The sequence below is a fragment of the Roseburia sp. TF10-5 genome, from assembly GCF_003462365.1.
In the GTDB taxonomy this organism is placed as follows: Bacteria; Bacillota; Clostridia; order Lachnospirales; family Lachnospiraceae; genus Roseburia; species Roseburia faecis.
In genome coordinates, this window is sequence record NZ_QTYW01000005.1 from 81,340 (window position 1) to 105,284 (window position 23,945).

22 protein-coding genes are annotated in these 23,945 nt (G+C 44.5%); 2 read left to right on the top strand and 20 right to left on the bottom strand.

Annotated elements, in window-relative coordinates; genetic code table 11:
• Positions 1-73 precede the first annotated feature (73 nt).
• From DXD06_RS06840 to DXD06_RS06890, 11 genes are all read right to left on the bottom strand, one after another.
• Positions 74-847 (bottom strand): cell division protein FtsQ/DivIB, encoded by a 774-nt coding sequence (locus DXD06_RS06840; RefSeq protein WP_117831148.1) that lies wholly within the window; start codon positions 845-847, stop codon positions 74-76.
• 7 nt (positions 848-854) lie between these two features.
• Positions 855-1,982, bottom strand: coding sequence for an FtsW/RodA/SpoVE family cell cycle protein (locus DXD06_RS06845; protein ID WP_117831149.1), 1,128 nt, complete (start codon positions 1,980-1,982; stop codon positions 855-857).
• Positions 1,983-1,988: 6 nt separating this feature from the next.
• Positions 1,989-3,350, bottom strand: a complete 1,362-nt coding sequence (murD, locus tag DXD06_RS06850; protein WP_117831150.1) for a UDP-N-acetylmuramoyl-L-alanine--D-glutamate ligase — start codon at positions 3,348-3,350, stop codon at positions 1,989-1,991.
• Positions 3,351-3,395: 45 nt separating this feature from the next.
• Complete coding sequence (locus DXD06_RS06855; RefSeq protein ID WP_117831230.1) at positions 3,396-5,117, bottom strand: peptidoglycan D,D-transpeptidase FtsI family protein; 1,722 nt, start codon at positions 5,115-5,117, stop codon at positions 3,396-3,398.
• A 66-nt stretch (positions 5,118-5,183) separates the two neighbouring features.
• The gene (locus DXD06_RS06860) at positions 5,184-7,142 is read right to left on the bottom strand and encodes a peptidoglycan D,D-transpeptidase FtsI family protein (protein WP_330418164.1); all 1,959 of its coding nucleotides are present in this window, start codon (positions 7,140-7,142) and stop codon (positions 5,184-5,186) included.
• A gap of 12 nt (positions 7,143-7,154) precedes the next feature.
• Positions 7,155-7,628 (bottom strand): cell division protein FtsL, encoded by a 474-nt coding sequence (locus DXD06_RS06865; protein WP_022045316.1) that lies wholly within the window; start codon positions 7,626-7,628, stop codon positions 7,155-7,157.
• Positions 7,625-8,590, bottom strand: coding sequence for a 16S rRNA (cytosine(1402)-N(4))-methyltransferase RsmH (gene rsmH / locus DXD06_RS06870; RefSeq protein ID WP_117831151.1), 966 nt, complete (start codon positions 8,588-8,590; stop codon positions 7,625-7,627). Before rsmH ends, DXD06_RS06865 begins: the two co-directional genes overlap by 4 nt.
• A 2-nt stretch (positions 8,591-8,592) precedes the next feature.
• The gene (mraZ, locus tag DXD06_RS06875; RefSeq protein WP_022045318.1) at positions 8,593-9,024 is read right to left on the bottom strand and encodes a division/cell wall cluster transcriptional repressor MraZ; all 432 of its coding nucleotides are present in this window, start codon (positions 9,022-9,024) and stop codon (positions 8,593-8,595) included.
• Positions 9,025-9,263: 239 nt separating this feature from the next.
• Positions 9,264-10,139, bottom strand: a complete 876-nt coding sequence (gene lgt, locus DXD06_RS06880) for a prolipoprotein diacylglyceryl transferase (protein WP_117831152.1) — start codon at positions 10,137-10,139, stop codon at positions 9,264-9,266.
• A gap of 52 nt (positions 10,140-10,191) precedes the next feature.
• A complete protein-coding gene (locus DXD06_RS06885) occupies positions 10,192-10,509 on the bottom strand; it encodes a DUF1540 domain-containing protein (RefSeq protein WP_117831153.1) in 318 nt (105 codons plus the stop codon).
• A gap of 145 nt (positions 10,510-10,654) precedes the next feature.
• Positions 10,655-11,161: an SEC-C metal-binding domain-containing protein gene (locus DXD06_RS06890; RefSeq protein WP_117831232.1), complete on the bottom strand. Its 507-nt coding sequence runs from the start codon at positions 11,159-11,161 to the stop codon at positions 10,655-10,657.
• A 178-nt stretch (positions 11,162-11,339) separates the two neighbouring features.
• On the opposite strand from DXD06_RS06890, the gene DXD06_RS06895 reads away from it, so the two are divergent.
• Positions 11,340-11,537: a hypothetical protein gene (locus DXD06_RS06895; RefSeq protein WP_022045322.1), complete on the top strand. Its 198-nt coding sequence runs from the start codon at positions 11,340-11,342 to the stop codon at positions 11,535-11,537.
• Here DXD06_RS06895 and DXD06_RS06900 read toward each other — a convergent pair whose 3' ends face one another.
• From DXD06_RS06900 to DXD06_RS06915, 4 genes are all read right to left on the bottom strand, one after another.
• Positions 11,538-11,741, bottom strand: a complete 204-nt coding sequence (locus tag DXD06_RS06900) for a hypothetical protein (protein ID WP_055262045.1) — start codon at positions 11,739-11,741, stop codon at positions 11,538-11,540.
• A 3-nt stretch (positions 11,742-11,744) separates the two neighbouring features.
• The gene (locus DXD06_RS06905) at positions 11,745-13,910 is read right to left on the bottom strand and encodes an ABC transporter permease (protein WP_117831154.1); all 2,166 of its coding nucleotides are present in this window, start codon (positions 13,908-13,910) and stop codon (positions 11,745-11,747) included.
• Positions 13,910-14,839: an ABC transporter ATP-binding protein gene (locus DXD06_RS06910; RefSeq protein WP_117831155.1), complete on the bottom strand. Its 930-nt coding sequence runs from the start codon at positions 14,837-14,839 to the stop codon at positions 13,910-13,912. Before DXD06_RS06910 ends, DXD06_RS06905 begins: the two co-directional genes overlap by 1 nt.
• A 177-nt stretch (positions 14,840-15,016) precedes the next feature.
• A complete protein-coding gene (locus DXD06_RS06915) occupies positions 15,017-16,801 on the bottom strand; it encodes a methyl-accepting chemotaxis protein (protein ID WP_226947727.1) in 1,785 nt (594 codons plus the stop codon).
• Between the two features lie 243 nt (positions 16,802-17,044).
• Between DXD06_RS06915 and DXD06_RS06920 the strand changes: the two genes are divergently transcribed.
• Positions 17,045-17,761 (top strand): PIN domain-containing protein, encoded by a 717-nt coding sequence (locus DXD06_RS06920; RefSeq protein ID WP_117831156.1) that lies wholly within the window; start codon positions 17,045-17,047, stop codon positions 17,759-17,761.
• A 10-nt stretch (positions 17,762-17,771) separates the two neighbouring features.
• On the opposite strand, the gene DXD06_RS06925 is transcribed toward DXD06_RS06920, so the two are convergent.
• The 5 genes from DXD06_RS06925 to DXD06_RS06945 form a co-directional block, all read right to left on the bottom strand.
• Positions 17,772-19,040, bottom strand: coding sequence for a M14 family metallopeptidase (locus DXD06_RS06925; RefSeq protein ID WP_117831157.1), 1,269 nt, complete (start codon positions 19,038-19,040; stop codon positions 17,772-17,774).
• A 60-nt stretch (positions 19,041-19,100) separates the two neighbouring features.
• Positions 19,101-21,221: a heavy metal translocating P-type ATPase gene (locus tag DXD06_RS06930; RefSeq protein ID WP_117831158.1), complete on the bottom strand. Its 2,121-nt coding sequence runs from the start codon at positions 21,219-21,221 to the stop codon at positions 19,101-19,103.
• Between the two features lie 63 nt (positions 21,222-21,284).
• Positions 21,285-21,614 (bottom strand): DUF6110 family protein, encoded by a 330-nt coding sequence (locus DXD06_RS06935; RefSeq protein WP_055068514.1) that lies wholly within the window; start codon positions 21,612-21,614, stop codon positions 21,285-21,287.
• Between the two features lie 218 nt (positions 21,615-21,832).
• The gene (locus DXD06_RS06940) at positions 21,833-23,200 is read right to left on the bottom strand and encodes a radical SAM protein (protein WP_199535203.1); all 1,368 of its coding nucleotides are present in this window, start codon (positions 23,198-23,200) and stop codon (positions 21,833-21,835) included.
• A 169-nt stretch (positions 23,201-23,369) separates the two neighbouring features.
• Complete coding sequence (locus DXD06_RS06945; RefSeq protein ID WP_022045332.1) at positions 23,370-23,927, bottom strand: TetR/AcrR family transcriptional regulator C-terminal domain-containing protein; 558 nt, start codon at positions 23,925-23,927, stop codon at positions 23,370-23,372.
• Positions 23,928-23,945: the final 18 nt, after the last annotated feature.

Here is a 23,945-nt window from a genome sequence, read left to right on the forward strand (position 1 = left end):
GAAACATAAAAATGTTTCATACGTACCCATATAGACTATAATATAATTTTTCATACAAATAATCAACCGAAAATTATGATTTTTTATTATCTTTTTTCGAACTTTCCGTTTTGTCAAACACAATATTTGTCGTTTCTTCTGTCCAGTTTTCTAAATGTAGTGTTCCTTCCATTCCCTGCAGCTGCGGCTTGATTTTTGCCAGCCGCTCCACTTTCTGGGTCAGAAATTCCAGGGAACCCATGGAAACTTTAACCGTCCCGTATGTCAGAACCGGCTCATTTTCCACACCATAGGTAATGGAATCCGGGATCAGATCATTGCGTTTTAAAGCCTGCGTCAGCGTCAGAAGCTGCTTTAGCCGCTTTGAACCGATCGGCAGCTTTTCATACTGCACTACTTTTTTACAGTCAATCCCAAGGATCTGCGGTGTATCCTCAATCACACGGTCAGACAATTCTGTCACAATCCCGTCTTTGTCGAAATAGACATTCTTATTGATCGAGGAGAGATACAGATATCCCATGATTCCTTTCTCATACACTTTGATATGCAGAGTCTGCGGATCTTTCAGGCTGATCTCCATCGTGTCCACAAACGGAACTTCACTGGTATTGACAAATTTATATTTCAGGAATACATACAGGGAATTCCAGGAATACTCATCGTTTAATACTGCTTTTTCAATCACTTTGGCATCGTAGAGTTTGTTTCCCTCCACCTCCACATTTTTTACTTTAAAAACGGTAAAAATGATCAGAACTGCCAGCGCAAGCACAATCAGGATTCCCAGTATCACCTGCAGAATGTTTTTTCTTTTTTTCTTTTTTCTTCGTTCTTCTTTAATCATGACAAACCTACTCGATCGTATCCAGACGGATGCCCTTCGACACGCTCAGCGCAAGCCCCATCTCTGCCATAAGGAATACAAGCGAGGTACCTCCGTAACTGATAAACGGCAGAATGACACCGGTATTCGGAATCGTATTGGTAACAACCGCAATATTTAAAACTACCTGAATCGCAATATGTGACATAATGCCCGTCACCAGAAGTGCCCCGTACAGATCCTTTGCATTATTGGCAATGACCATCATCCGCCAGAGCATCAGGACAAACAGAAGAATGACACAGACGGCACCGAAAAGGCCGAGTTCCTCACAGATAATGGAAAAAATCATATCATTCTGTGCCTCCGGCACATTGCCAAGCTTCTGCAGGCTCTGTCCGAGTCCTTTTCCAAACAGCTTGCCGGATCCGATTGCATAGAGTGCCTGCATGGTCTGATATCCCTTATCTCCCGCTGTCTCCGGATGTTTCCATGCCTCCACACGGTCACTCCGGTAAGACGCGATATTGATAAATGCGAAAATAAACAGCACCCCCAGCACGGCAACCACAAAAAACTCTTTGTACTTCGGGCTTGCCACAAACAACATACAGACAGCAATCCCAAGAATGATAATCGCCGTACTCAGGTTGTTTACCGCGACAAACACAACAAGCGGCACCAGACGGATTCCTACTTTTGCCATGCTTGAAACCTTATCCAGCTGCTTGGGAATACGCTCGATCAGCATCGCCAGATAAATAATGACGGCAATCTTTGCAAGCTCCGATGGCTGAAAGCCAATCGGTCCGACCTGAATCCAGCGGGACTGTCCGTGGGAGCTTCGCGTCAGCCCCGGTATCTTTGCCAGAACGACAAAGCAAAACCCCAGGGCTCCCCAGTATGCCAGCCTTCCGAATTTTCTCCACACATGATAATCCTTCTTTGCAAAATAGAACATAAAAACAAGACCGATTGCAATATTTCGCGCCTGCAGTTTCAGATAATGTGCACTGTCCCCATATTTATTTGCTGATGTATACGAACTGGAACTGTAAAGCATCACCAGTCCAAAACACAATAGGAAAATAATGATAAACAACAGATTATAGTCAAAATATGTTATTTTCTTTTCCCCACGTCTCCGTTTCGGCACGACTCACTACTCCTCTAATCCACGAACGATTTCCTTGAATATCCGGCCACGCTCCTCATAGTTCGGGAACATGCCCCAGCTGGCACATGCCGGTGAAAGCAGAACCGCATCCCCGGATACTGCATGGTCATAGCAGTAACGGATCGCTTCCTCAAAGGTCTCACAGCGCACGGTATCCATAAACCCATGCTTATGCGCACACACTTCGATCTTTTCTGCTGTCTGTCCGATCAGCACCAGTTTTTTTACTTTTCCGTCAAATGCATCAATCCACTCATCGTATGTGGACTGCTTATCATAACCGCCTCCGATCAGAAGCGTTGGACGGTTCATCGCACGGATTCCCTGAATAGCGGCATCCGGGTTGGTTCCCTTGGAATCGTTGTAAAAACGGACACCTCTTTTTTCGGTCACATACTCGATCCGGTGTTCTACTGCCTGGAAACGCTTCAGCACCTCCACGATTTTCTCCATCGGCACTCCGAAATTCACACTCATGGCAGTTGCGGCCATAACATTTTCATAGTTATGTCGTCCCAGCAGATTCAGATCATTGACATTGATCACCTTCTCGGTGTTTCCGTCATGCGCATAAAAGATTTCCTCTCCGTCGAGATAAAATCCTTCAGCAAGTTTTCTTGCACTGCTGAACCAGACCACATGCACCGGTGCGCTCTCTCCGAATGCCCGAAGCACCTCATCCTCATAATTGAGTACACACACCTCATCGTTTGTCTGGTTGGTGGTAATCGCCTCTTTGGTCCGGATATAACACTCCATCGTATGATGACGGTTCAGATGATCCGGCGTAATATTTAAGATTGCGGATATTTCCGGATGAAACTCATGAATGGTTTCCAGCTGGAAACTGCTGATCTCTGCGACGGTTACGGTTTCATCCGTCATTGTGGCAGCCTCGGAAGTATACGGAATTCCGATATTTCCAACCACGCGCACATCCTTGAAATAATTTTTCATGATTTCTCCGGTCAATGCTGTCGTAGTGGTCTTTCCGTTTGTTCCGGTGATTGCAATCAGTCTGCCTTTTGCGAAAGAATATGCAAGTTCAATCTCGCCCCAGATGCAGACGTTCTGTGCACGCATCCGCTCTACGACCGGCAGATCCGTCGGGACGCCCGGACTTAAGACTGCTACATCAAATGCGCGCAGCTGCTCATCCGTCAGCTCCCCCAAAAGCACCGGCATTCCTTTCAGTTTCGGTGCCTTTTCATATAACTTTTCTACATCCAGATCTTTGTTTCCATCATAGAGAACAGTTTCAATTTTTTTATCCAATAACAGTTCTGACGCAGCAATGCCGCTCTTTCCGGCTCCCACAACCAGAACCTTTTTTCCTTCAAGTTTCATTACGATCAACCTCCATCTTTGCGTATAATTACGATTATAAGGTATTTACTGCTCCAATTCAAGGTAAGGCAGTATGTTTTCGAAAATTTCCTTTGCCACAGGAGCCGCAATGGTACCGCCATAATAAATGCCGGAAGGGTTCCTTATGATCACAAGTACCAGAACTTTCGGATCATCCGCCGGTGCAAACCCCAGAAACGAGGAGATGTACTTATGTGCGGAACGGGGCAGGGTCTGTGAAGTGGCTGTTTTTCCGCCAATCTCATACCCCTCAATATATGCTTTGTTTCCGCCTCCCTCGGATACCACTTTTTCCAGCAAAAAACGCATTTTTTCCGACGTTTCCTCCCTGCAGATTCCCTCCTGCGCCGGAAAATCAAACGTTTTTATTACTTTTTTGTCTCCATTCTCCACCTGCATTCCGACGTGCGGTGTCACGCGGTTTCCTCCATTAATAATAGAAGAAACGGTGGTTGCCAGCTGGATCGGTGTGATCTGAAATGACTGTCCGAATGAGATGGTTGCCAATTCCACAAGCCCGATCTTTTCCCGCTTGTGCATGATGGTCGAAGCCTCTCCCGGCAGGTCAATCCCCGTTTTATGTAACAGACCGAACTGCTCAAAATAGTCATAAAAGTGATCGGCACCGATCCGAAGTCCCACATTGATAAACACGGGATTGCAGGAATTTTCGATCCCTTCCACAAAGCTTTCCGCCCCATGCCCGGTCGTTTTGTGGCAGCGAATCCTGCGGTCCTCCACCACGATATATCCCGGACAGTGAAACCGGTCTTCCAAAGAAACCACGCCTTCTTCCAGTGCTGCTGCCGCGGTAATCACCTTAAACGTTGATCCGGGCTCATACGTATCATTGATGCATTGGTTTCGCCACATCCGGTTACAGTATTCCTGCTCCTTTTTGGTACCCTCATACTCCTTATACTCCTCAATCAGCTGAAACGGCTCATTCAGATGAAATTCCGGATAATCCACCATTGCCATGACGGCTCCGTCGGAAGGATTCATCACAATAATACTGACAGAATCCGCTTCTTTCTGAATATATGCTTTATTTGCCGCCTGCATGGCAAACATCTGAATATTTGCATCCAATGATGTGCGCAGATTATTTCCGGCAACAGGTTCTTTGCGTTCCTCTCCGATATTGTCAACTTCCACACCACGGGCATCCGTTGTCGTCAGAATCAGACCATCGGTTCCCTCCAGATATTTGTCGTACACACTTTCCAGTCCGATAATTCCCTGGTTATCCCCGCCGGTAAACCCGAGCACTTTTGAGGCAAGCGTATCGTATGGATAATTCCGTTTATAATCCTCATCCACTTTCACCCCTGCATAGCCATAGGCAAGAATCCGGTTTCCGGTTTCCTTATCGACATTACTTTTGATCTTCTCGAGAGACGAATATTTTTCTACCCGCCTGCGGATCTTTTCTTCCGGAATTCCAAGCTCCTTTACGAGCATGGCAATGACGGCTTCCGGTTCCTTTATCTGGTTATGTATGACAGAAATGGTGCAGACTGATTTGTTATCTGCCAGTACTACACCATTTCGATCCAGAATTTTGCCTCTGGCGGCTTTTATTTTTCTTTCTCTCTGCTGCAGATCTTTTGCCTGCGTCTCATAATATTTTCCCTCAAAAAGCATAAGATAGACCAGACGCCCGCACAAAACCATCGACATCAGAACAACAGAAAAGAATATGATACATATTTTTCTGCGGTGATAGGTTTTATTCCACTCCATGAAAAGCACCACGATCCTTTTCTTAAAGCATATGCACTGCAGAGCCTTTCTAAGAACTCTCTGTCTTTAGTTCTTCTTTTTCTTTTCATTTCTGGACTTGGTTCCATTATGCTTTCCGGTATACTGTGAGCTGTCTTTTGACCCGGTAACATCATAGCCCTTGTTTACACCGGTCTTCTTTTCATCCGGATAAATATTCATATACGGAAGAACTTCTTCTAAGATCTCACGCGCAATGTTCTGCGCAAACACGCTGTGCGGCTGGTCTGCCACATTTGGTTCATTCACAACCACATAGATCAGTACCTGCGGATTGTCGTATGGGGCAAATCCCATAAATGAAACAAGATATTTTCCGTTTCCACGCGGAAACTTCTGTGCGGTTCCTGTTTTACCGCCCATAGAATATCCATCCACTTTTGCCGTATTTCCCGTACCTTCCTTTACGACACTCTGCAGATAATCCCGGATTTTATCGCTGGTACTCTGGGAAATGGTCTGTTTCACAGCTTTCGGTTCCACCGTGGAAATCGTATTTCCTGTCGAATCTGTGATTTTGGTTACCAGATGCGGCTGATAATAAGTTCCGCCATTGATCAGTGACGCAAATCCACTCACCATCTGGACCATCGTACAGTTATAGTTCTGTCCGAATGCATTGGTTGCCAGATCGATCGGTTTCATATCTTCCACCTGATACATCAAAGATGCGGTATTTGCCTCTCCCGGCAGATCAATTCCCGTTTTCTGTCCAAATCCATAGATGGACTGGTACTCTGTAAAATGATTCTTTCCGATTTTGTATGACATCTGCATGATGGCATCATTACAGGAATCCATAAGTGTCTTCCGGACGGTTTCTATTCCATGTCCGTAGCGCGCCACGCAGCGCACCTTCTGTCCATTAAAATCCTCGTACCCATCACAGTCAAATGTCATTTTATCTTTGATTGTTCCGGTTTCGAGTCCACACGCAACCGTAAAAGGTTTCTGTACAGATCCCGGCTCATACGTTGAGGATACACAAAAATTCTGCCATATCTCATTGAGCGCATCCATTTTTTCATCCTCAGACATGCGCTTGATCTGTTTTTTGGTGTACCACTTGCTCAGATCTCTCGGATTGTTCAGATCCACGTTTGGATAATCTGCCATGGCAAGGATTTCTCCGTTGTTTGGATTCATGACAATCGCTGCCGTATTGATACTTCCGGTTCCTTTATAATAGTTGTCCCGGTATTTTTCATTCCAGTCTTTGATTTTTTCTTCAACGATGGACTGGATATTTGCGTCGATGGATGTCACCAGCGCATCCCCGTCCTGTGCATCAATGACGGTCTTTTCAAAATCGCTGTCCGAGTCCAGATAACCGTACTCCCGCCCATTGATTCCGTTTAATGTACTGTTGTAATAATTCTCCAGTCCGGTTGTACCGACATTCCCGGAAGAAGTAAAACCAATCACGGAAGAGGCTAAAGATCCAAACGGATAATTCCTCTGATATTCTTTTTCAAACCAGACACCCTTGATATCCGGGTTCACTTTGTTTCCCTTTTTGTCTACGGCATCCTGCAGTTCCACAAAAGGCTGTACTTCGTCATATGGTACTTTCTTGGCAAGTACAATATAGCGTTTATCCTTTTTTTCTTTTATAATTCTGCGGATCTCCGTTTCATCCAATTCCGGGAAACATTTCACCAGTGCTTCCACGGTCGGATCAACATACTCTTCTTTGTCATTGACAACGGTACAGTCTAAAATCACATTATAGACTGCCACACTGGTAGCAAGAACCGTACCAGAACGGTCGATGATTTCTCCCCTCTGGTACGGAATCGTTTTACTGTCATAGGACTGCATGGAAAGTACTTTTTTCTGATAGGTTTCCCCTTTCGTGTGTTCAATATAAGTCAATCTGCCGACCAGTCCACACAAAACAGCCAGAATAAGGGAAAACAAAACCATCAGTTTTGTCCGCATCTTCCGGTTAAATTTCTGTGCCGGTCTTCTTCTCTTTCTTCTCACATCTGACTCCTGTTATTTGGATGGAATATCCTCATACTGATCCATGAAATTGCTGTTTTCCACGGTATAATATACCACCTGTTTTTCCGTTGGATATTTCATGCCAAGCTTTTTCATTGCCACTTTTTTGATATGTTCAAGGTCTGTTGAAGTTGTAAGATTTTTATAACGTGCATCATTGTCCGCGCGAAGATCTGCCAGCTGACTCTCCAGATTTGCCACATTTTTCATTCGTGTCGTCATCTGCGACTGCATTTGTACAAACAAAACGGCAGTCAGTGCAGTGATCACTACACATGCCGTAAGAAATACCACATACCCGCGGCTCATCTCCATCGCTCTCTGGCGATTCCTTCTCGCTGCATTTCTACGGTTTTTGCGGCGTCTTGCCTCTTCGATTTCTTTGCGTGTTCTCTGATTGTGTCGAACCGGTGTGTCCAGTTCTCTCACGGTATTCCCGTTTACATAATAGTTTTTACTGCTCATAACGCTTCCCTGCTTTCCATTCCATCTTCCACACGCTCAAACACGCGTAATTTTGCACTCTTTGATCTGCTGTTCTCTTCGAGTTCCTTCTCCGAAGGCAGAACGGGCTTTCTTGTCACCACACGTCCTTTGGATTTCTTTCCACATACACAGACCGGGAAATTGCTCGGGCATGTACACGGATTTTCGTTCTTTTTGAAGTTGGATTTTACAATACGGTCTTCCAGTGAATGAAATGTGATAATGCAGATTCTTCCCCCATCATCCAACAAATCAATCATGGTATCTAACGTATCGCGAAGTACATCAAGTTCATGATTCAGCTCAATGCGGATTGCCTGATACGTCCGCTTGGAAGGATGTCCTCCGGTCACCTGTACTTTCATCGGGATGGCTCCACGGATGATTGCGTTGAGTTCCCCGGTCGTTTCAATCGGTTTTTCTTTCCGCGCCTGTACAATATGCTTTGCAATATTCTTTGCGAACCGATCCTCTCCATAATCACGAATTATGCGGAACAGTTCCGCTTCACTGTAATCGTTCACAATGTCCCTTGCGGTCAGGCGCTGACGCTTGTCCATCCGCATATCCAGCGGTGCATCCTCACTCCGGTAGGTAAAACCGCGTTCCGGTGTATCCAGCTGGAAAGAAGAAACTCCCAGATCGAGAATGATTCCATCCACTTTTTCGATTCCGAGATTCTTCAACACGTCTGCCATCTGTGCATAATTGCTTCTTACGATGGTAACCCGGTCTGCATAATCTTTCAGTCTCTCTGTGGCAGCGGCAATGGCATCCGCATCCTGGTCGATTCCGATGAGTCTTCCGGTTGTCAGATGTCTGCATATTTCCAGTGAATGTCCGCCTCCCCCAAGCGTTCCATCCACATAAATGCCATCCGGGCGAATATGTAATTGTTCAATTGTCTCGTTCAAAAGAACGGAATAATGTTTAAACTCCATATTTAGATTCCAATTCCCAACTCTGCCATATGCTCTGCGATCTCATCCATATCGTCAAAATCGTTGTTTTCCAGATACCGTTCTTTGCTCCAGATCTCCACACGACTGAATACACCAACGGAAACAACTTCTTTATCGATTCCTGCGTATTCCCTCAGATTCGCCGGAAGTAAAATTCTTCCCTGCTTGTCCACTTCGCAGTTTGCAGCTCCTGCAAAAAAGAATCGCATAAACTTTCTTGCATCTTTTGAAGTCAGTGGTTTTTCACGAAGACTCTCCTCAATCCGTTTCCATTCTTCCTGGGAATAAACAAACAGACAGCCATCCAGTCCCTTTGTCACAACAAATTCATTGCCAAGTTGTTCCCGGAACTTGGAAGGTACGATCAGTCTGCCTTTTGCATCAACCGAATGATTGTATTCGCCCATAAACATGGCAGACTCACCTCCCCTTCCTCATTTTCTGAACTTCTGTTTTCTCACCACTTTGTACCACAAAATGGATTTTTTACTCCACTTTCCACCACTATGTAACCATAATACCCTAAAATCACCCTGAAATCAAGGGTTTTTCCCGTTCTTTCTTGAAAATGGATAGACGATTGCCGTATTTTTTTCCAAAAAAATCCTCCACACGTTTCCACGTGTGGAGGATTTTCCCATCCAGATGTATTTTATGCTGTTTTTTTGTGCCGACGGATATGCCAGATGATGATCCAGGAAACCGATACGATCACAAGAAGCGCTGCAAGTGCCATGGACACCGGATAACCGATGACCGGGAGCAACAGCTGGTCCGTCCGCAGGGATTCTATCCAGAACCTTCCAATCCCATACCCTGCCAGATACAGTAAAAAGACTTCCCCATCAAACCGCTTGTGTTTAGTAAACAGGATCAGAAGGATCAAAAGAATCAGATTCCACAAGGATTCATAGAGAAACGTGGGATGTACCTGGATATAAGAGGTACCATTTACTTCCACCACGTGCTGCAGCAGGCTGTCCGTCACATCCGAGGATCGGACAGCAGAAAGCGGCAGCTGCATGGCAAACAACCCGTCCGTATAACCGCCAAATGCCTCCCTGTTAAAGAAATTTCCCCACCGGCCGATAACCTGTCCTAAGACCAGACCAAGTCCCGCGGTATCGCAAAGCAGACCCATGGACAGTTTCCGTACCCGTGAAAACACAAATACGGTAATGATTGCCGCAATCACGCCTCCGTAAATCGCCAGACCTCCCTGCCGCAGATTGAACACACTCAGCAGATCGTCCTTGTATAAATCCCAACGGAATATCACATAATAAACCCGCGCCCCAATGACAGAACAGATAATGGCAACGAGTGCCAGGTCAAAATAAGTATCCGTTTTCTGGCCGGTCCGTTTTGCCATCCAGCAGGCGATTCCAAGTCCTGCTAACATTCCAATTGCAATCACAATTCCATAATATGCCACCGAAAAATTTCCGATCATGATATTTTTTCCGACATGGTGCAGATAAATATGTAAATGTGGAAAATTAATACTGTAATCCGTTAGTTGTTCCATTCCTTTTCTCCTTTCACTGGCAGGGCGGCAGTCTGCCGCCCATATGCCCCTGTCAGCAGCTACATACAAAACTGCCGCACTCTGTCTCCCTGCTGCTGTCTGCATGTCCGCCGGAAATACCAATGTGTCCTGCATGACAGGCATGATCCTCGTTGAATTTGCACTCACACGCTTCACAGCTGACGGTTGTATCTTTTTTGACATCTGTTGTATGACAGGACTGACATCCACATCCTTTCGGTGCAAAACTTCCACAACAGGTTTCGGAAGAAGTTTTTGCCTGTGTTCCTTCCACCTGAATATCCGTTCGTCTGCAGCAGTTGTCTGCATTATAAGAACAGTTTACCACATTACAATCCAGTTTTGTCATCTTACATACCTCCTTGTGTTAAATCATCGCTGCCACATCAGTATGTACCAAACCACATGGTCTTATTCTGTTCCTGTTCTTCTTTTTAAAAAAGCCCGGTATCAGTTTTTCTGATACCGGGAATTTGTATTTCAAAATTTGAAAATTATTTATTCTTTCCACAGCAGAATTTGTATTTCTTTCCACTGCCGCATGGACACGGATCATTACGTCCAACCTTTTTGCCGACGATAACCGTACCGGATTTTTTCTGTTCCATATACAGTCTGTGCTTTGTCTCTTTATCAAAAATGTCATCCCACATCGGAAGATTGTAAAGCCAGTCAGCCTTGGCATCTACCATGTTCTTGTACAGCTTTTCCTTATCGAAAACAAGATTTACCCTGGTATTCTCATCCATTGTTTCGATTGGATTGTCGTTTACCAGACTGTCATTGATTCCGTCTAAGAAACCAGCCATCTCCAGAATGGTAAGTCCATACTTATCAGCAAGTTCTTTTACCGTTCCTTCTACTTTTTCATCCGGGTTTGTCAATAATTTCTCATACACACCCTTCTCTAACAGGAAATATCTCTGCCAGAATTTCTGAAGTTCCCCCTGACTTGCGTTCTCATTGTAGGCAATTTTCTGCCAATCCTGCAATATAGCCATTTTTATACCACCTTTATCACTTACGAATTTACATGCCTTGATGCATGTATGTTTATTATAACAAAATGTCTGCCATTTTCCAAGCCCTTTCTTGACGAAACCTGCCATTTCCCGTATCATAAAGTTACGGTTTACAGGTTTCCTGCAAATAGCATATTTAGCCAAGGAGGTTGTTCATATGAAAAAAGGAAAACAGATTCTTGCCATCATTGGCATCATTTTACTGATTGTTCTGTACTTAAGTACACTGGTATGCGCCATCACAGACAATACCGGAACCATGAAAATGTTCAAAGCTTCTATCTTTGCCACCTTCGTGATCCCGGTACTGATCTGGGCTTATACGTTCCTATACAAACTTACGCACAAGAAATAATTATTTTTCTGTTGTTTCTGTAGTCTGGACAGATTCTGTCTCTGTTTCCAGAACACTTTCTGTCACATTTCCCATGGATGCATTTGGTCCGTCATTCTCTGTGGAATCCAGTTTCCCTGCGTTTTTGCTGATAAAAATATAAGCAACAACGCAGATCACCAGAAGAATGACCACCACAAGCATCTGTATTTTCTGCTTTTTCATTCTTTATTTCTTTCTCCTTACCATAAAGATTACAATTCCTCCGGCCAGTAACAGGATTGGAAGAATAATGGTAACCAGCAGTCCCAGAAGTGCCGCATGTAATGCATTTACTGTCAGATTACTGAGCGTGTACTCTTTTTCCGGAATTACGCTGCCGGCCGACTGGGTATCTGTGATCATATTTCCGATCACACCGGAAAACAGTGATGCATTGTTTGTCGTCATCTGACTTGCCTCATCGCTGAATACATACGGGCTTGCGAATACCACAAGCTGCGTCGTGTGATCATCATCGACTTTATCTTCTACCGCCAGTCCGACACTAAACGGTCCCTTGTCGTCTCCGTCTTCGTATCCATAATCCTGCATACTGTTTGGATTGTTCTTTGCAACCGCATCATCGGAAGTATCCAGTAAAGAAGTATACGTTGTCTTACTCTCCTCTGTACTCTCCGTGTCATCCGTCGTGCTATTCTGCGGATAATTGATTCCCAGAGAAATCGGAAGATATACATATCCGCCGGAAAGACTTCCGGTATACGAACTGCTGTTTACATTTGGCAGCAGATACAGCGGACCTCCCATATTGTAATAATGCTGTGCATCATTATCCGCGATCGGCCCTGTGGTAAAGCTTACTCCGTAAGTATCCAGAATCGATGCAAAATTCGGCATCTCGGTCTCGGAATACATTCCCACGATAATCGCTTTTCCGCCTTTTTGCAGATAATCAATTACTTTCTGTGCATCATTTTTATTAAAATCTTTCTGCGGTGCATTGATAATAATCGCTGCCGCATCCTTCGGAACACTTTCTTCATTTAACAGTTCCACGGAAGACAATGTCATATTGGATTTGCTGATGACATCCGAAAATGCACTTCCGATTGCAGCCTCATCATGTCCGGTGATCTGGTATACGACAGGGAGCTGGTTCGCATCCATCGTTACATACTGGATGGCACTTGTAATCTGTCCTTCCGCATCGAATCCCTTCAGTTCGTTGTTGTAGGAATATGTGGAATAATCCATGTTTGACTGATAATCATAGATATCATAATAATCTATCACTTTCGAACGCTTGTCACTGACAACGATCAGACTGTTGCTGGTCGGTGCAATGTCCGTATAGTCCTTATAAAAATAAGGTTTACTCTTCGGATTGACGTATTTTACCCTGATATGCCCGGACAGATCTTTGTAACGCTCCAGCATGGAATCAATCTGTGCGTCCTTGCTTTTTTCCGCTGCCAGAACATAGATGGTCACATCACTTTTCAGTTTTTTCATGGTCTTTTTCGTATCCTTTGTAATGGAATACAATTTAGAATACGAACAGTCCACCGAGGTAATTCTCGTCGGCAGCGCATCGACTGCCAGGTTGGCAACCACGGCAAGAGCGAAAACTACGACAATAAAACTGCTTGAAAAAACGCTGAGCGAAAATGTCTTTTTGCTGATGCTCCAACGCCGTTTCTGAATGGCCTGCACGGTAAAGAAATTAAATAATACAATAACCGTTACATAATAGAGGATTGCCGTAATGTCCAGACAGCCCCCCTGGAATTTTTCAAACGGTGCATACAGATCCAGACAGTTTAAAATCTTTGTCAGCCAGTTTCCATCCGATGAAATAAGTCCTGTCAGACTCTGCATCATATAACTGATAAACAGTACCACAAACGTCAGAACTGCCGCAATCACCTGGCTTTCCGTCAATGCGGAAATAAACATACCTACCGCAATGGAAGCTGCTCCATATAACCAGAACGCCAGTATGGCAATATAGCTCTCGCCCATGGGAATTGTTCCAAACGCCCGTAAAATGAGCGGTGTCACACAGAAAACTGCAATATCCACGGTAAACACCGCAAGCATTGCCAGATATTTTCCGAGCACAACCTTTGCCACCGGTACCGGTGCTGTCAGCATCAGCTGATCCGTTTTATTTTTCCGGTCCTCTGCAAAACTGCGCATCGTAAGGATCGGTACCGCAATCATAAAAATAATCGTAATGGCACTTAACGTATAATACAGATATGGATATCCCTGCCGGAGATTATACACATAAAAATACAGTCCGAACAGTGCCATAAGGGCGGCCACAAACAGCCAGCCGATCACATTCTGGAAATACGACCGGAATTCTCTTTTTAACACAGCAAACATTACTGTGCACCTCCTTCCTGGGTAATCTCAAGGAATACATCTTCAAGAGATTTCGTCACGGTCTTCATCTCCAGCACCAAAACGTTATGCTCTGCCATCTGCCGGAAGACTTCTTCCCGCACATCGGCACCTTTCTTTGCATAAATACGGATTTTATCATGATCCGCCTGCTCAACCCTTGCAATGTTTTCTTCTCCCTGTAAGTATCCGGCTGCTTCCCCGGCACCGGTCCGCACCGTCAGTTCAATCTCCTGTGCACCCGACATCAGATTTACCAGATTCTCCGTAGAGTCGCTCGCTACAAGCTTTCCTTTGGAAATAATAAACACATGATCACACACGGCAGAAATTTCCGGCAAAATATGGGAACTTAAGATCACCGTATGTTTTTCTCCCAGATGCCGGATCAGTTCACGGATCTCTATGATCTGTTTCGGGTCCAGTCCGACCGTAGGCTCATCGAGTATAATGATCTCCGGATACCCCAGGATCGCCTGTGCAAACCCGACACGCTGCCGGTATCCCTTGGACAGATTGCGGATCATACGCCCTGCCACTTCTGTCGTACCGGTTGTTTCCATTGCCTCTTCCACATATCGTTTACGCAGACTTTTTTCCAGCTGTTTTAAATCTGCCACAAAATCCAGATACTCCTTTACTGTCATATCCATGTACAGTGGCGGAAGTTCCGGCAGATAACCGATACATTTCTTTGCTTCCTCCGGCTCCTTTAAAATGTCATGCCCGTTAATTTTAATCTCTCCGCTTGTCGCACCGAGATATCCGGTTATCATATTCATCGTTGTTGATTTGCCGGCCCCGTTCGGCCCCAGAAAACCATAAATTTTCCCCGGTTCCACAACGAGTGACAGATGATCGACAGCCGTATGATCCCCGTATTTTTTTACAAGATTATTGATCTCAATCACAGCGAAATGCTCCTTTTCTTTTTTGGACAACAAAATGCCCTTTACGGAAACAGTGTATCGCTTTTGCGTGTGTAAAAAATGTAAACTCTGTGTTCATTTTGTGAACAGATAAAAAGGGAAAGCAGTCCATGAACCACTTTCCCCTTTATAAAATTCCCTTTTATATTTCTTATTTTCTTATTCTTCGATCACAAAGTTGCTTACATTCCTGCGGAGTTCTTCTGCGGAAGCTTCCGCTGTCTTAACCCCTTTCATGACTTCTGCCGATCCGCCTGCAATCGAAACGGTTTTTTGTGCAATATTTGTTGTACCTGCAGCACTGTCATTGGATGCAGAGGTAATTCCGTCAATCGCCTCTGTAATATTGGAAATAGATGCTACCAGTTCTTCGGAAGTCGCACTGAAATCCGATACCAGATCGTTAATTTTAGAGGCATCCATGTTATAATCGTCTGCCATTTTCTCAAAATCGTCAAAACTCTTCACAATATCCGTATCTACAAAATCCAGCAGATGGTTGGAATCCTTTGCCAGATTTCCTACTGCATTATCCACGTTTTCCGTCACAGCCTGAATATTTGCCACGGCATCTTTGGACTGTTCTGCCAGTACCCGGATTTCCTCTGCAACAACTGCAAATCCCTTTCCTGCCTCGCCCGCGCGTGCTGCCTCAATGGATGCATTCAGAGCAAGCAGATTGGTCTGTCCGGTAATCGCAAGGATAGAATCTGCAAGTACACCGATCTGTTCCACAACCTTTGCCTCTTTAAGTGCCTGTTCCAGCCTTCCCCGGATTTCTTCCAGCATCGTCTGGATTTTCCGCCGGTTCTCCACCGTTGTTTCCTTCGTCTGTGCTGCACGCTTATGGATTTCTTCTGCTTCCGTAGCTCCGTCCTGTGCACGTACGGCAATCTCTTTTGCCGCTCCGTCAATCTGCTGGGTCATGCTGTTGATCTGCTCTGCCGATGCCGCCGTCTCCTCGGTACTTGCAGCAAGCTGCTCGGTCGTTGCAGACACATCCTCGATTTCTCCATTCAGATTTGATATATTGGTATCCATCGATTCCACAACGGCATCAATATTTGCCGCCTCTGCCTTTACCTGGGAAAGCAATCCGCATACCGATTCCCGCATCGTCTCGAGTGTTCCTGCCAGCTGTCCGAAATCATCTTTCCGTTTCATCATATTCGTCTGCATCTTGCGGGCAAAATTACCGCCTGCAATCACTTCAATCTCTGCGACAACTTTCTTTAACGACTTTGTAATATCCTGTGCGATCATAAAAACAAGTACTGCAACAACCGCAAGCATCACAATACATACCGCGATCAGGGCGATTGCCTTTTGCATTGCATAGCTGGTAAATACCTTATCCTGCTTTGCAATGGCAGTATCAATATAATCCGTATAATTTCCGGTACCGACCACCCAGTCAAACGGTTCAAAGTACTCACTGTAGGAACGCTTCGGGGAAGGTTTTGTCTCTCCTTCTTTCGGGAATACATAATCTGTATATCCTCCACCGTCTTCCACTGCTACACGTATGATTTCTTTCACCATCTGGTATCCTTTTGCATCCTTGGTATCCATACGGTTCGTCCCCTCGGTATCACTGCCAAGCAGAACCACATTTGTACCATCTGACTGGTCAATCCAGAAGTAACCAGCCTCTCCGTAACGCATCTGACGCACTTCCTCTGCCGCAATCTGTTTTGCTTCATCGAGGGTATACGTTCCTGCCTTATATTCCTCGTTTATCTCTGTCAAAAGGGAGATGACCACCCCCACCTGCTCTTTGATCGAATCATCATAACTCTGGCGGGACGATGCATCCATCGTTTCCAGTGCTTTGTCTTTCACATCTTCCATGTTTTTGACGGAAACAACACTCCCGAGAGCCACAAGTAAAATGACCAGAACCAGAATCAGATTCAGCTTGGTTCTTACCTTCATGTTCTTCATAACTTTATTCTCCTTCCCGTAAAGCCGTTCGATTTTGTGAAAATTATCCAACAATATCAAACTTGTTATTCAATAATTATAACATTTCACCACACTTCCGTCAACCAATCATTCAGCATAAAGAATTCGTTTTCCAGCCTGCTCCTCTATCCTTTACCCTTTCTTAACCCTATCCCCCTTCTTGCCATCCCTTCGAATTTGACGTATAATGGATACATCTTAAGGAAAAGAGGAACAATACCTATGGGCATTTATCTTGTAGACTATGAAAATGTACACAACGATGGTGTAACAGACATCCAAAAACTCTCTGCATCTGACCGTGTTGTCATTTTTTACGGAGACAGCATCAAGTCCATCCCTTTTGAAACACATGTAGAAATGATGGCGTCCAAAGCGGTGATCGAATATATTGAAACACACAAGGTAGCTAAAAATTATCTGGATTTCCAGCTGGCCACCTATCTTGGATTCCTGATCGGGAAAGGGGAAAAAGGTCCGGTTTACATCATCAGCCAGGATACCGGGTTTGACAGTATTGTCGATTTCTGGCGCGGAAGAAACATCGAAGCCTTCCGCCAGCCAAGCATTGCTTCCCCTTCCACCCCAAAGGATGTTTCTTTAAAAAAGGGAACCTCCACAAAGAAAAAGAAGAAAAAATCGGATCACGTTCCCAAAGAATCAAAAAAAGAGACGAAAGAGGTAAAAGAGCCAAAAGAAATTGTGGAAAAAAAGAAGCCGGAAAAGAAAAAACTTCCAGAAGCAATCCGCAAAAAAATACGAACAGAATTAAAAGACGAAAAACTTCCGGCCGGCAAATACACATCCATCTATAAAGCGGTGGAGGAATCCGAGAATAAACTTGCATTAAACAACGCACTGGTCAAAACGTTTGATACTACCATTGGAAGTAAAATCTACAATCACATCAAAAAAATTTACGAGGATTACCAGAGGTAATCCTCATTTTTTATTCAAGTTCCGTCATTCCTCCAAGCAGGATTCCCACATTGTCTTTATAAATTTTCGAAAACTGCTCCATCGGCAGCGGATTTTCTCCCAGCCCCGCCTCGATGGTATATCCCGGACGGTCATAAAAATTGATAAACCAGTCTTTGTATCCGGCATACCCGGACGCCGCCGGTGTTTCCTCGATCCGGTAACCGCTCACTTTTGCAAAATATTCCGCAATGCGGCGGGCGCCTTCCGGTTCCTCATCCAGATACTTCCAATAAATCACTTCTCCCTGTGTGTGATATGCAAGAATCAGGAAAAAATCATGGTTTCTCGTAAAATCAAACATGGCAGTACTCTCCGGGACGCTGAGCGGTGTCTGTCCCACGTAATCCCTCGGTGCCGGACGGTTATACCCCTGTTCAAATTTTATTTTCTTTGCCATATCCCATCCTGCCGGAAACTGCAGATTCAGATCAACTCCCTGGATATTTGCCTTCCATCCGTCCGGAAACGGAATATCCGGGAATCCGGACGCAATGCGGACCGCACGGCGATAATAAAAGCCTTCCGTCAAAAGCCCATTTACCAGATCCACACCATCCGGATTGACCAATGGTACAAGATACAGGGAATATTCTTCAAACAGCCGCTCCGGGTACAGTTCTTCATACATACGTTCGTCTGCATATGCCTCCAGCAGCCGCTCCGCAAACTTTAAAAGTACCGGTGTGGTAATACTCTCATTTGCATGAAAGGAAGCATTGTACCCCACCTCTACCGGACCATTTCCCAACTGCAGCGACCACAGGGGTGTTCCCATAACACTTCTTCCGATCGTTCCCACCTGCAGATAGGGATAACGTGCCTGCAAGCCCTCAATGATCCACCCGGTAAGCAGGGAAGTGTATGGGACTTCTCCGGAAACCAACGGAAAATTAAGTGGTACAACAACCGTACTTCCAATCTGTAATGCTCCGGCATCCGTTCCGGGATTTGCATGCATCACTCGCTCCATCGTTGTATCATACATTTTCGCAATGGAGAAAAAGGTATCTCCTGCTTTTACCTCGTGTGTGATATACCCACGTAAAAAGGGCAGTAGACGGTTCCACTGTGCTTCTTTTACCGCACACTTTCCGCTGCTGCCCATTACTTTTTCCACGGCTGCACAGGTCTTTGGTCCAAAAATTCCATCCAGCATCACCTGCTGTCCTGCACGCTGCAATGCCAGCTGCAGATATTGTACCCAGATTCCCTGATCCCCAGGATATAATTCTTTCATTTTGTTCCTGCCTTATTCTCATTCTTTTTATTTTATGAGAATCAGACAGTTTTGTTTCCATTATGCAAATGCTTCTGCTACATTTTCTTCTGTTACTTCTTCCTTTTCATCGAGCAGATTGTTCATGCTCTTTAAGCTGATCAGAAGTGTGGACGTGTTGTGAAGCAATGCCGATGTGGTCGGTGGAAATACCCCTGCCACACCAAGAACGATCAATGAGGTGTTAATTCCTACGATCAGACGGTAATTTCTGTGAATCCGCTCCATCAGCCCATTACTGATCTTCTTTAAGGTAACAAGCTCATGGAGATCATCTGCACCCACCGTCACATCTGCAATCTCGCGTGCGATCTGTGCACCATCACTGATGGCAATGCCGACATCCGCTGCAGACAATGCCGGAGAATCATTGATACCGTCACCGACCATGATCACCTTTCTTCCAGCTTTCTTTTCTGCCTCAACAAAGCTTGCTTTATCTTCCGGCAATACCTCGGAATGATACTCATCCACACCGACTTTTTTCGCAATCGCAGATGCCACGCGGTCACTGTCTCCGGTCATCATAACAACCTTGGAGATTCCGAGTTTCTTTAACTTTGCAATAACCTCAACCGCTTCCGGACGAAGTGGATCTTCGATGCAGATAACTGCCACAAGCACTCCGTCAATCGCCATATACAGGTGTGAATACTGCTCCGGAAGCTGCTCAAATATCTCTTTCTTTCCCTCCGGAATTGTAGCATTCTCATCCTCAAATACGAAATGATAGCTTCCGATCACAATATGTTTCTCCCCGATCTTGGAAGAAATACCATGTGCGACAATGTACTCTACCTTTGAGTGAAGTTCCTCATGTACCAGATTCCGGTTTACTGCCTCACGTACCACAGCCTTTGCCATGGAATGTGGAAAATGTTCCTCTAAACAGGCAGCAATACGAAGCAGTTCATCCTCGGACTGATCATTGAAGGAAACAATCTTTGCCACTGTCGGCTGTGCCTTGGTCAGTGTACCGGTCTTATCAAAGACGATGGTATCCGCTTCCGCCATAGCTTCCAGATACTTGCCTCCCTTTACGGTAATGTTATAGGTACTTGCTTCCCGGATTGCAGAGAGCACGGACAATGGCATTGCAAGTTTCAGTGCACAGGAGAAATCTACCATAAGTACAGAAACTGCCTTTGTCACATTTCTGGTAAACAGCCATACAAGCCCTGTTCCCAGGAAGGTATATGGCACCAGTTTATCTGCTAAATGTTCGGCTTTTCCTTCCAGTGAGGATTTCAGTTTCTCTGATTCCTCGATCATCGCCATGATCTTTTCATACTTGCTTGATCCGTTTACTTCTCTGACGCGGATCGTAATCTCGCCTTCCTCGACAACAGTTCCGGCATATACCACGCCATCAGGTACTTTGCGGACCGGAACCGATTCTCCGGTTAAAGATGCCTGATTTACCATTGCCTCTCCATCCGTTACCGTTCCGTCAAACGGGATCACATTTCCCATATGAATGCGCACTTCATCTCCGGACTGCACGTTGTCTGCGGAAACGAGTATTTCCTGTCCATCACACATCATCCATACCTTGCTGATGTTGAGTGACATACTGCGTGCCAGATCTCCCACGGATTTCTTATGTGTCCATTCTTCCAGCGTCTCTCCGATACCAAGCAGATACATCACAGATCCTGCGGTCGCAAAATCACCACGGATAATGGAAACACCAATGGCAGTTGCATCCAGTACCGAAACCTCGATCTTACCCTGAAACAGAGTCTGAAGCCCTTTCCAGATATACTTCACGGATTTCACCGCTGTGATGACTGCACGAACGGAAAACGGAAGAAACAGTTTGTTACCGAAATGCCAGAACGTCTGCTCCACCAGCTGATCCCAGTAATGCTGATTCATTTCTCTTCCGGAATTTTTAATATAGGTATCCGGAACATCCGTCTTTTCATACGAAAATGCCTTTAACACTTCAAGGATTGCATCTTTGCTTCCTTCATAACAAATGGTCACATCTTCGGTACGATTTTGAATTTTTGCGGAAATCACAGATTCACACTGTTCCAGATAATACTGTAATGTATCTGCCTGTGCAAATGACATACGGCTCTGGATCACATGAATCCTCATTCTTCCTCTTATCTCATGTCTGATTTGAAATTTCATATCTTTAACCTGCTTTCGATAAAAGAGATGTTACTTATTGCGTAACATCTCTTTCATGCGTTTTTATGCCTCTGCTGTCTCTTCGGTAGTTTCTGTCTCTTCGGCAGTTGTCTCTTCGGTTACTTCCTCACCGTCAAATACTTCCTCTTCTTTTGCTGCACGGTCTTCGTTGATCTGCTTAGCCTCTGCATAGATATCCTCTGCATTCTCCTGTACCTTTGTAGCGGTCTTTAAAACAACCTCCTTTGCACGGAGTACGGCTGCTGTACAATTTGTATAAAGTTTCTTTGCATCCTTGCTGGAAAGAATCTTGATTCCTGCGGTACCAAACAATACACCTGCTGCAAAAAGTCCGGTTTTCTTTGCATCAAAATTTTTGAAACACTTTAACATCGTTGTTTCCTCCTTAATAACTGATTTATAATTTTGTCTTCCTGTTTAAAAACGTATTTTATGCCCCATTTTTCCAATTTGCAAGTATTTTTTTAGTCACCACGGCGTGCAAAAAAGAGCATAAAAAAAGGACTCACACCATCTATCATCCGATAAATAGCGGAGTCCCACACTTTATGCAACAGCAATCCGGCTGTCCTTATTGAGAAAACTTATCATTACTGTTCCACGCCGGCTTTTCCTGCTGCAATCTTTTCTTTTTCTTCGTTCCAGAGTTTCTCTGCGGTAGGTGTCCAGTTCTCGGCATAAGGAGCAGCCTTTTCTTTCAGATGTTCCGGTGTCTCCGGTGACTGATAATCGGTATTTACTGCCTTTGACTCTTTTACCATCTCTCCAAGCTTATCCGGGTTCTCAAGCATCGGACACGGACGAAGCATATTGTCATTAAACGGCTGGTTGTCATGATATGCCTGGAATAATGGGCTCTTTAAAGCATCCAGCAGGCTGCAGTCATGAATATTTGCATTGGAATAATGAATAAATACGCATGGCTCCACATCACCCTTGGCATTGATATGTAAATATCTTCGTCCACCGGCGATACATCCGCCGACAAACTGTGCGTCATTCTGGAAATCCATGCTAAATATTGCCTTTGTCTGACGGAACTTACGGATACGATGGAAAATTTTCTCACGCTGCTCAGGTGTAGGCAGAAGTTCCACTGCTGCATCATTTCCAACCGGCATATAGTGGAAGAACCATACAAATAATGCACCACTCTCAACCAGCATATCAAAGAATTTTTCGCTGGTTACATCATCTAAATTCTTTCTGGTATAGCAGGTGGAAATACCAAATGGTAAACCATGGCTCTTTAACAGGCTCATGGCATGCTGTACTTTATCAAATACACCTTCGCCTCTTCGTCCATCGTTGGCTGTCTCGAATCCTTCCAGACTGATCGCCGGAACAAAGTTCTTGACACGAAGCATTTCCTGGCAGAACTCTTCATCAATCAAAGTACCGTTTGTGAAAGAAAGGAATTCACAATCCGGATGCATCTCACAGATCTTGATCAGGTCTTTTTTACGTACCAGTGGTTCTCCACCTGTATAAATATACATATAGGTACCAAGCTCCTTACCCTGACGTACGATAGAATCAATCGTATCCAGATCCAGATTCAGCTGATGGCCATACTCTGCTGCCCAGCATCCGGTACAGTGTAAATTACATGCAGAGGTAGGGTCTAACAGAATTGCCCACGGAATGTTACAGTTGTTTTCTTCAGCAAGCTGTTCCTGTAATGCACTTCCCTTTAAACTTGCATTGAAAATGAAATTCTGGAAGAATGCTTTACGTACTTCCGGATCCAGCTGGTAAATACGAAGAATTAACTGATACCAGTTTCCTCTTTCTTTGATTACCTTACGGATCATATTTCTCTGTGCCTCATACCATCCGTCCGGTGCAAATTTGTCAACCATATCCATCAGTTTCGGAATATTCTCCTCCGGATCTTTCTCCATATACTTTAAGGCCTGCTTGATTCCAAAGTTCTGAATACTCTTCTGTAATGACATTTTATTCATAATCTCAACTTCCTTTCATTCTGTCGCCATAACATGACAGAAATGTTTTTGTGTAATCTGAAAAGTATTATATCTTTTCTCTTCTTAAATTCAAGTGGACAAATGTACGAATGTGGGTAAAATTTGTCGAATTTTGCCAGATTACAGAATGCTTCTGCCCTTATTTCTGACTCTGCAGCACATACTTTGCAATCATTTCCACACTCGAACGCAACAGTGCACTGAATTCCTGCGGGGACACACATTCCCTGTCCTCAAGCCATCTCACCAGTGCTGCCAGAAATGCATCCGAAAAGAAATGAATATAAAATTCCTCATGTTCTCCTTTTTCCTCTTCCTCTACCATCGCAAGAAATTTACGATTGACAGGGACTAAAATATCCCGGAAATGTTCTGTAAAAGAGTTCTGCCCCTCAATCTGCAGTACTTTCGAATAGAATGTCCGGTGTTTATAAAAATACTCACAGATTTTTTCCAGTATATCCCATGTAAAGCCGGCATTTTTCCATTCTTCTTCTGAAAAAATCTTTGTAATTTCAGTGTCAAAAATCCAGTTGACCAGATCATATTTATCTTTAAAATGATAATAAAAACTTTTGCGGTTCATTCCGCATTCTTCGCAAATGTGTGATACACTGATCTTCGCAAAAGGTTTCTGTTCCAACAGTTTTCGAAGAGCATCTGCAAATGCCTGTTTGGTGGCGTTTGAGTATGGCATAACCGACTCCTCCTTATT